Raw genomic sequence first — 7695 nt, forward strand, 5'->3', positions numbered from 1 at the left:
AAACCCCATGGTTTGCGCCACCGCATCGGGTGGTTACAGCTCGTTACCAGCATCGACCCAGTCGGCTGCCAATAACGGAAAAAGGCCGGTGGCAAGAGCCACCAGCCATCAGCCTTTCGCTTAACGCTCGGGCTGGAGGAGCAAAGTCGATGCTTACTTCAGCTCGACTTTAGCGCCTGCTTCTTCCAGAGTGGCTTTGGCTTTGTCAGCTGCGTCTTTCGAAACAGCTTCCAGAACGATGCCAGGAGCGCCGTCAACTACAGCCTTGGCTTCTTTCAGGCCCAGACCGGTCAGTTCACGTACTGCCTTGATCACGTTAACTTTCTTCTCGCCAGCTTCCAGCAGCATGACGTTGAATTCAGTTTGTTCTTCAACAACAGCAGCGACAGCAGCTGGACCAGCGGAAGCAGCGGCAGCAGAAACGCCGAACTTCTCTTCCATAGCCTTGATCAGCTCAACGATTTCCAGAACGGATTTTTCGCCGATTGCTTCGATGATTTGGTCGTTAGTCAGAGACATGACTATAAATTCCTGTATTGGGGTGACAGCCTACGCGGCCGTCGAAATAAACAATAAACGCTGAAAGGTGTCGCTCAGCCTTAGGCTGCAGCGGCTTCTTTCTGGTCGCGAAGAGCCGCCAGAGTACGAGCCAATTTGCTGGTTGCGCCTTGAATCACGCTCATCAGCTGAGAAATTGCTTCGTCACGGGTCGGCAGGCTTGCCAGTACGTCGATCTGATTAGCCGCGAGGAACTTGCCCTCGAACGCAGCTGCCTTGATCTCGAACTTATCCTGACCTTTTGCGAACTCTTTGAAGATACGAGCAGCAGCGCCCGGATGTTCTTTGGAGAATGCAATCAAGGTCGGGCCAGTGAACACGTCGTTGAGCACGTCATATTGAGTGCCAGCAACGGCGCGCTTGAGCAGGGTGTTACGTACAACACGTACGTAAACGCCAGCTTCACGAGCCTCTTTACGGAGTCCGGTCATAGCGCCTACTGTTACGCCACGGGCATCAGCCACGACAGCGGACAGAGCAACTTGGGCAGCCTTGTTGACTTCAGCGACGATGGCCTTCTTGTCTTCAAGTTTAATTGCCACGGGAAAAACTCCTGCTTGTTACCGTTTCATCCAACCGAGGCCAGATGTCGTTTTGGTGTCTGATTCGGTAAGGAACCGGGAGCACCATCTGCGTAGGCTTGAGGTTTAAGACTTGCGTCGCCTACGGTCTTGGATAGCCCCCGCCAGGCAGGGACCCCAATCTTTCAATTGGCGCAATCGCTTGCGCCAATCTGTGTCTTACGCGTCGAGCGAGCCTTGGTCGATGACCAGACCTGGACCCATGGTGGTGCTCAGGGTAACGCGCTTGACGTAAATACCTTTCGAGGAAGCTGGCTTGATACGCTTCAGATCAGCGATCAGGGCTTCAACGTTTTCCTTCAGCTTGACGGCATCAAAGCCGACTTTGCCAACGGAGGTGTGAATGATGCCGTTTTTGTCGGTGCGATAACGAACCTGACCAGCCTTGGCGTTTTTAACCGCGGTAGCTACGTCTGGCGTTACGGTGCCGACTTTAGGGTTAGGCATCAGGCCGCGCGGGCCCAGGATCTGACCCAACTGACCAACAACGCGCATGGCATCCGGGGATGCGATAACTACGTCATAGTTCAGGTCGCCGCCTTTCATTTCGGCAGCCAGGTCGTCCATACCTACACGGTCAGCGCCGGCAGCCAGAGCGGCCTCAGCAGCTGGACCCTGGGTGAACACAGCTACGCGAACGGTCTTGCCAGTGCCGTGTGGCAGCACAGTAGCGCTACGAACAACCTGGTCAGATTTACGCGGGTCAACACCCAGGTTTACAGCAACGTCGAACGACTCGCTGAACTTGACAGTCGACAGCTCAGCCAGCAGGGCGGCAGCATCTACAAAGTTGTAGGACTTGCCCGCTTCGATTTTGCCGGCGATAGCCTTTTGACGCTTGGTCAACTTAGCCATTACACACCCTCCACGTTAAGGCCCATGCTACGAGCAGAACCGGCGATAGTACGCACGGCTGCGTCCATATCAGCTGCAGTCAGATCCGCGTTTTTGGTTTTCGCGATTTCTTCCAGCTGAGCACGGGTCACGGTGCCAACCTTAACGGTGTTCGGACGAGCGGAACCGCTAGTCAGACCAGCAGCCTTCTTCAGCAGAACCGAAGCAGGGGTGGACTTGGTTTCGAAAGTGAAGCTACGGTCGCTGTAGACAGTGATGATCACTGGAGTCGGCAGACCTGGTTCAATACCCTGAGTACGGGCGTTGAAAGCCTTGCAGAATTCCATGATGTTCACGCCGTGCTGACCCAAAGCAGGACCAACAGGTGGGCTTGGGTTAGCCTGAGCGGCCTTCACTTGCAGCTTGATGTAAGCGGTAATCTTCTTGGCCATGAGGCACTCCAATTACGGGTTCGAACGCCTCGAAAGGCTCCCCGGTTACTTGCGCGTTTATCCCAGTGACGACAAAACCCCACAGCCTAGGGCTGCGGGGTTGGGATGCTTGCTCAGCTAGACCTTTTCGACCTGACTGAACTCTAACTCTACCGGAGTAGAGCGACCGAAAATGAGCACTGCCACTTGGATCCGGCTCTTTTCGTAGTTAACTTCTTCGACCGTGCCAGTGAAATCAGCAAACGGCCCGTCATTGACACGTACCGACTCGCCCGGCTCGAACAACGTCTTCGGCTTCGGCTTGTCGCTACCATCAGCAACACGACGCAGAATCGCTTCTGCCTCTTTATCAGTGATCGGCGCAGGTTTATCAGCTGTACCACCGATGAAACCCATCACCCGAGGAGTATCCTTGACCAAGTGCCAAGTACCCTCATTCATGTCCATCTGAACCAGCACATAACCTGGGAAGAATTTGCGCTCGCTTTTGCGTTTCTGGCCATTACGCATTTCAACCACTTCTTCAGTGGGAACCAGAATCTCGCCAAAGCCATCTTCCATGCCAGCCAGCTTTACGCGCTCTACCAACGAGCGCATGACATGCTTCTCGTAACCGGAGTAAGCATGCACAACGTACCAACGCTTAGCCACGGGACACCCTTAGCCGACAATCAAGGAAACAAGCCAGCCGAGCAGGGAATCAAGCCCCCACAACAGCAACGCCATAACCAGAACAACAGCCACAACAATCAGCGTGGTCTGCGTGGTTTCTTGGCGAGTTGGCCACACGACTTTACGAATTTCGGTGCGAGCTTCCTTAACCAGTACAAAGAAAGACTTGCCCTTGACTGTCTGCAGGCCTACAAAGGCAGCTACGGCAGCAATGGCGAGCAATGCAAGTACGCGGTACAGGATCGGCGAAGCAGAGTAATACTGATTGCCAACAACGCCAACAACCACCAAGGCGACTACTACAAGCCACTTGAGCAGATCGAAGCGAGAGCCTTGAGCTTCAGCTTTAGGAGTCATCTATGAAGATCCTGTGAAAAGAAAGCCAGACACACCAAGTGAATCTGGCAGGTCAGGAGGGAATCGAACCCCCAACCTACGGTTTTGGAGACCGTCGCTCTGCCAATTGAGCTACTGACCTAAAACAAAATCAGGCCGACCATTATGCCGGCCCGAAAAAGACATTACAACAATTTACTCGATAACTTTGGCTACGACACCAGCGCCGACGGTACGACCGCCTTCACGGATAGCGAAACGCAAGCCATCTTCCATCGCGATGGTTTTGATCAGAGTGACAGTCATCTGAATGTTGTCACCTGGCATCACCATTTCAACGCCTTCTGGCAATTCGCAGTTACCAGTCACATCAGTTGTACGGAAGTAGAACTGTGGACGATAACCCTTGAAGAACGGAGTATGACGCCCTCCTTCTTCCTTGCTCAGAACGTAAACCTCAGCAGTGAACTTGGTATGCGGCTTGACTGTGCCCGGCTTGACCAGTACCTGGCCACGCTCGACATCATCACGCTTGGTACCGCGCAGCAGAACGCCGCAGTTCTCGCCAGCACGACCTTCGTCGAGCAGTTTGCGGAACATCTCAACACCAGTACAAGTAGTTTTGACAGTGTCACGAAGACCAACAATCTCAACTTCTTCCTGAATGCGGACAATGCCACGCTCAACACGACCAGTCACAACAGTGCCGCGACCGGAGATCGAGAACACATCCTCGATCGGCATCAAGAACGGCTTATCAATAGCACGCTCAGGCTGCGGAATATATGTATCCAGCGTCTCGACCAACTTCTTGACGGCAGTGGTACCCATCTCGTTGTCGTCTTGACCGTTCAACGCCATCAGCGCCGAACCAATGATGATAGGAGTGTCGTCGCCTGGGAAATCGTAAGTGCTCAACAGATCGCGCACTTCCATCTCAACCAGCTCCAACAGCTCAGCATCGTCAACCATGTCAGCCTTGTTCAGGAAGACAACGATGTACGGAACGCCAACCTGACGGGACAACAGGATGTGCTCACGGGTTTGCGGCATCGGACCATCAGCGGCCGAGCAAACCAGAATAGCGCCATCCATCTGAGCAGCACCGGTAATCATGTTCTTTACGTAGTCGGCATGACCTGGACAGTCAACGTGTGCGTAGTGACGCACAGCCGAATCGTACTCAACGTGAGCTGTGTTAATGGTGATACCACGTGCTTTTTCTTCTGGGGCGCTATCGATCTTGTCGAAGTCAACCTTTGCCGAACCGAAAACCTCGGAGCAGACACGGGTCAGCGCAGCGGTCAGGGTAGTTTTGCCGTGGTCTACGTGACCAATGGTGCCTACGTTGACGTGCGGCTTATTACGTTCGAACTTTTCCTTAGCCATCGAAGCAACCCCCAGCAGAAGATTTAAACAGTAATACCAGCCATTAAAACAAAGGCAGATATTTTCATATCTGCCTTGTTATATGGAGCTCTTGAGCGGATTTGAACCGCTGACCTCACCCTTACCAAGGGTGTGCTCTACCAACTGAGCTACAAGAGCGTAACGCCTTTGCAGGACCTGCAAACTTGGAGCGGGTAGCGGGAATCGAACCCGCATCATCAGCTTGGAAGGCTGAGGTTCTACCACTAAACTATACCCGCGGAGCTTGCAGCTCTCGCTAAAAATGGTGGAGGGGGAAGGATTCGAACCTTCGAAGTCGTAGACGTCAGATTTACAGTCTGATCCCTTTGGCCGCTCGGGAACCCCTCCTAAGCGAGCCGGCATTCTATATCATGCCGACCTTCTGTCAAGCATTTTCTCATTAAAAACCTGAGGTTAGCTGCGTTGACACCGCTTCGTACCGCTGACCGTTAAAGGTCTTCACTGCGAAGCGGGCGCCATTCTATGCAAACTATTCCGAAGGCGCAACCCCCTCGCACGGCATTATTTTATGTTTTAACTCATTGAATTCTTTGGAAAGGTTTAGCAACTGAAGATCATCCACTAAACGCCGGCTTTCAGGTGCTACACGGAGCCAGTAGCCAGACGGATCAGAGGAGTCTTTTGGCAAGGCTTGAACTTTGATATCCATCCTACCCAGTCGGCGCTCAGCTGCCAGGGCGACCTCCTGACGGGTGAAACCACCCAAATAAAGGCAGCCACTATCGGTCGACGCCAACTTTACCTTCTCACGCCCCGCATCAGCTGCCTCGCTTAGCAAACGGATATCCTGGTGCGATCCTCGATACAAACTCAAAGGCGTTACATCTTTCGCACGCAGCGGGGCCTCTTGTTGATGCCAGATGTAATAGAAGACATTGAGAACCAGCAACAGCAGGAACAACCAACGCATAAGAACCTCAAGACAAAGGGCATGCCATCGCCAGACCTACAAACACCAGGTCTGGAACCAGCCTGGCATCCGGTACGATTTCAGAGACGAGCGTCGCATCGCCTCCCGTGAGGAATACCGCAAAATCCTCCCCCCAATAACTACGCGCCATTTCCAGCTGAGTCAGGACAAACCCCCTCAACATCAGCGAACATCCACGCTCAACCGCCTCAACAGTTGTGCGACCAGGCACGAGGCTTTCCAGCGCACGCTCGGCTGCGATATCGCCATAGCGAATCTTACGGGTATGAGTTCGCAACTGGTTGCGCATCAGAGGCATTCCAGGGCAAATAAACCCGCCAAGATGCTCTCCGTCCCCCGCAATAAAATCAGCAGTCACTGCCGTACCGAAATCGAGCACCAGACAGGCTCCTGGGGAAAGATGAAATCCACCAAGCATCGCAAGCCATCGATCAAGTCCCAACCGCTCGAACTCTTCGTATCCATTTCGAACGCCAGCCATCTCGCGCGCCGGCGCGGCACATATCGCGGACACTGAGAACGTTTGTGCCAGTAGAGAAGTCAATGCAGCAGTCTCTTCGGTCGTTCTCACGCTGACCAACCGACAATGTTTGAGGGACAGCCCCTCAAGTCGATTCAGGCTTTCCAGCAACGCGAGATCCGAATCCACCACCCCCTCTCCAAACACCTGCTTGGCATCCGCATAGAGAACGCGCCACTTTATAAAACTGTTTCCGCAGTCGAGCTCAAGAATCATCACGCAACCTCAGGCTGAGCTCACCACCACTAAAGACTTTTTCCACACCATTTACCTTCAAGCGTAAGGCACCCTGGCTGTCGATACCCAACACCTCACCATCAATCTGGTTGACACCAGCAATCAACGAGACTGCCCGCCCTTGCCAAAGATGGTTCTGCTCCCATTCCCGCTGAATGGCGGAAAACCCATCAATCTGATGACGGGTCAGATACTTCTGAAGCATCAACCCTAATTGCGAGACAAGGTGATTGCGATCAAGCACCCCGCCCGACTCCAGCCGCACGGATGTCCATTGCTGATCAATCTCATCGGTTGCCTGCATGTTCACATTAATTCCAACACCCAGCACCACGTGACACACATCAGCAGGATCACCCACCAACTCGAGCAATATCCCGGCGATCTTTTTCTGACCAACCAGAACATCGTTGGGCCACTTCAAGCCCGCGCCCGGGATACCGAGATCTCTCAACGTTTGCATGACAGCAAGCCCGACCACAAGACTCAACCCTTCAAGCTGACGCATTCCACCTTCGATGCGCAATACGAGGCTGTAATAGATGTTTTCTGCGAAAGGACTGGCCCAATTTCGCCCACGTCGGCCGCGACCCGCAGTCTGCCGTTCGGAGAGCACCAAAAATGGTGCAGCCTGGCCTCGGTGTATTGCGCGCAACGCTTCAGCATTAGTGGAGTCAATTGAGTCGAAGAGCAGAATAGGCCAGTCGCACGAGGGCGCCTGTTCTTTTATGCGGGCAGGATCAAGCAGCGTCAGTGGCGTAGCCAATTGATAGCCACGTCCGCGCACCTTGTGGATAGACAAGCCAAGCTCAGCTTCTAAATGCTGTAGCTGCTTCCATACCGCACTACGACTGATGCCCAAGGCGACGCCCAGGGCCTGACCCGAATGGAACTTGCCATCCTTAAGAAGCTTTAACAACGTCAGCATGCAAGTCTCGCCTCACAATGAGGCCCGCATGATAGCCATGCCCCGGGCCGTTGCATAGAAACCCGGAGAGCCAGGTTTTCCTGCGGACAAAACAAAACCCCTACCTGCATACGCAGATAGGGGTTTCGGAATTTAATCTTGACGATGACCTACTCTCACATGGGGAAACCCCACACTACCATCGGCGATGCATCGTTTCACTGCTGAGTTCGGGA

10 protein-coding genes and 4 tRNA genes are annotated in these 7695 nt (G+C 53.6%); all 14 read right to left on the reverse strand.

Annotation, left to right across the window (positions count from 1 at the left end):
- Positions 1-153 precede the first annotated feature (153 nt).
- Positions 154-519, reverse strand: coding sequence for a 50S ribosomal protein L7/L12 (gene rplL / locus QMX98_RS07565; protein WP_077749256.1), 366 nt, complete (start codon positions 517-519; stop codon positions 154-156).
- An 80-nt stretch (positions 520-599) separates the two neighbouring features.
- Positions 600-1100 (reverse strand): 50S ribosomal protein L10, encoded by a 501-nt coding sequence (gene rplJ, locus QMX98_RS07570; protein ID WP_010467255.1) that lies wholly within the window; start codon positions 1098-1100, stop codon positions 600-602.
- A gap of 198 nt (positions 1101-1298) precedes the next feature.
- Positions 1299-1994: a 50S ribosomal protein L1 gene (gene rplA, locus QMX98_RS07575; RefSeq protein WP_007896626.1), complete on the reverse strand. Its 696-nt coding sequence runs from the start codon at positions 1992-1994 to the stop codon at positions 1299-1301.
- Entirely contained in the window at positions 1994-2425 is a 432-nt protein-coding gene (rplK, locus tag QMX98_RS07580) for a 50S ribosomal protein L11 (RefSeq protein WP_003210097.1), read from the reverse strand. The genes rplA and rplK overlap by 1 nt, the downstream gene beginning before the upstream one ends.
- 117 nt (positions 2426-2542) lie before the next feature.
- Positions 2543-3076, reverse strand: a complete 534-nt coding sequence (nusG, locus tag QMX98_RS07585; protein WP_007896622.1) for a transcription termination/antitermination protein NusG — start codon at positions 3074-3076, stop codon at positions 2543-2545.
- A gap of 9 nt (positions 3077-3085) precedes the next feature.
- Entirely contained in the window at positions 3086-3454 is a 369-nt protein-coding gene (gene secE, locus QMX98_RS07590; protein WP_008145488.1) for a preprotein translocase subunit SecE, read from the reverse strand.
- Positions 3455-3499: 45 nt separating this feature from the next.
- Positions 3500-3575 (reverse strand) — tRNA-Trp (locus QMX98_RS07595).
- A 53-nt stretch (positions 3576-3628) separates the two neighbouring features.
- Positions 3629-4822 carry an elongation factor Tu gene (gene tuf, locus QMX98_RS07600; protein WP_010467251.1) on the reverse strand — a complete coding sequence of 398 codons (1194 nt, stop codon included), beginning with the start codon at positions 4820-4822 and terminating at the stop codon, positions 3629-3631.
- Positions 4823-4905: 83 nt separating this feature from the next.
- Positions 4906-4981 (reverse strand) — tRNA-Thr (locus tag QMX98_RS07605).
- 27 nt (positions 4982-5008) lie between these two features.
- Positions 5009-5082 (reverse strand) — tRNA-Gly (locus tag QMX98_RS07610).
- A gap of 24 nt (positions 5083-5106) precedes the next feature.
- Positions 5107-5191: transfer RNA gene (locus tag QMX98_RS07615), tRNA-Tyr, on the reverse strand.
- A gap of 142 nt (positions 5192-5333) precedes the next feature.
- The gene (locus QMX98_RS07620; RefSeq protein ID WP_010467249.1) at positions 5334-5774 is read right to left on the reverse strand and encodes a hypothetical protein; all 441 of its coding nucleotides are present in this window, start codon (positions 5772-5774) and stop codon (positions 5334-5336) included.
- A 7-nt stretch (positions 5775-5781) separates the two neighbouring features.
- A complete protein-coding gene (locus QMX98_RS07625) occupies positions 5782-6531 on the reverse strand; it encodes a pantothenate kinase (protein WP_010467247.1) in 750 nt (249 codons plus the stop codon).
- Positions 6521-7480, reverse strand: a complete 960-nt coding sequence (gene birA / locus QMX98_RS07630; protein ID WP_282410500.1) for a bifunctional biotin--[acetyl-CoA-carboxylase] ligase/biotin operon repressor BirA — start codon at positions 7478-7480, stop codon at positions 6521-6523. Before birA ends, QMX98_RS07625 begins: the two co-directional genes overlap by 11 nt.
- Positions 7481-7695 lie beyond the last annotated feature (215 nt).

This window comes from Pseudomonas sp. PS02303 (genome assembly GCF_029959925.1).
In the GTDB taxonomy this organism is placed as follows: Bacteria; Pseudomonadota; Gammaproteobacteria; order Pseudomonadales; family Pseudomonadaceae; genus Aquipseudomonas; species Aquipseudomonas mandelii.

Excerpts from the sequence above, each read along its gene's own strand:
- rplL (WP_077749256.1), bottom strand. The coding sequence starts at position 519 with ATGTCTCTGACTAACGACCAAATCATCGAAGCAATCGGCGAAAAATCC.
- rplA (WP_007896626.1), bottom strand. The coding sequence starts at position 1,994 with ATGGCTAAGTTGACCAAGCGTCAAAAGGCTATCGCCGGCAAAATCGAA.
- rplK (WP_003210097.1), bottom strand. The coding sequence starts at position 2,425 with ATGGCCAAGAAGATTACCGCTTACATCAAGCTGCAAGTGAAGGCCGCT.
- secE (WP_008145488.1), bottom strand. The coding sequence starts at position 3,454 with ATGACTCCTAAAGCTGAAGCTCAAGGCTCTCGCTTCGATCTGCTCAAG.
- tuf (WP_010467251.1), bottom strand. The coding sequence starts at position 4,822 with ATGGCTAAGGAAAAGTTCGAACGTAATAAGCCGCACGTCAACGTAGGC.
- QMX98_RS07620 (WP_010467249.1), bottom strand. The coding sequence starts at position 5,774 with ATGCGTTGGTTGTTCCTGCTGTTGCTGGTTCTCAATGTCTTCTATTAC.
- QMX98_RS07625 (WP_010467247.1), bottom strand. The coding sequence starts at position 6,531 with ATGATTCTTGAGCTCGACTGCGGAAACAGTTTTATAAAGTGGCGCGTT.
- birA (WP_282410500.1), bottom strand. The coding sequence starts at position 7,480 with ATGCTGACGTTGTTAAAGCTTCTTAAGGATGGCAAGTTCCATTCGGGT.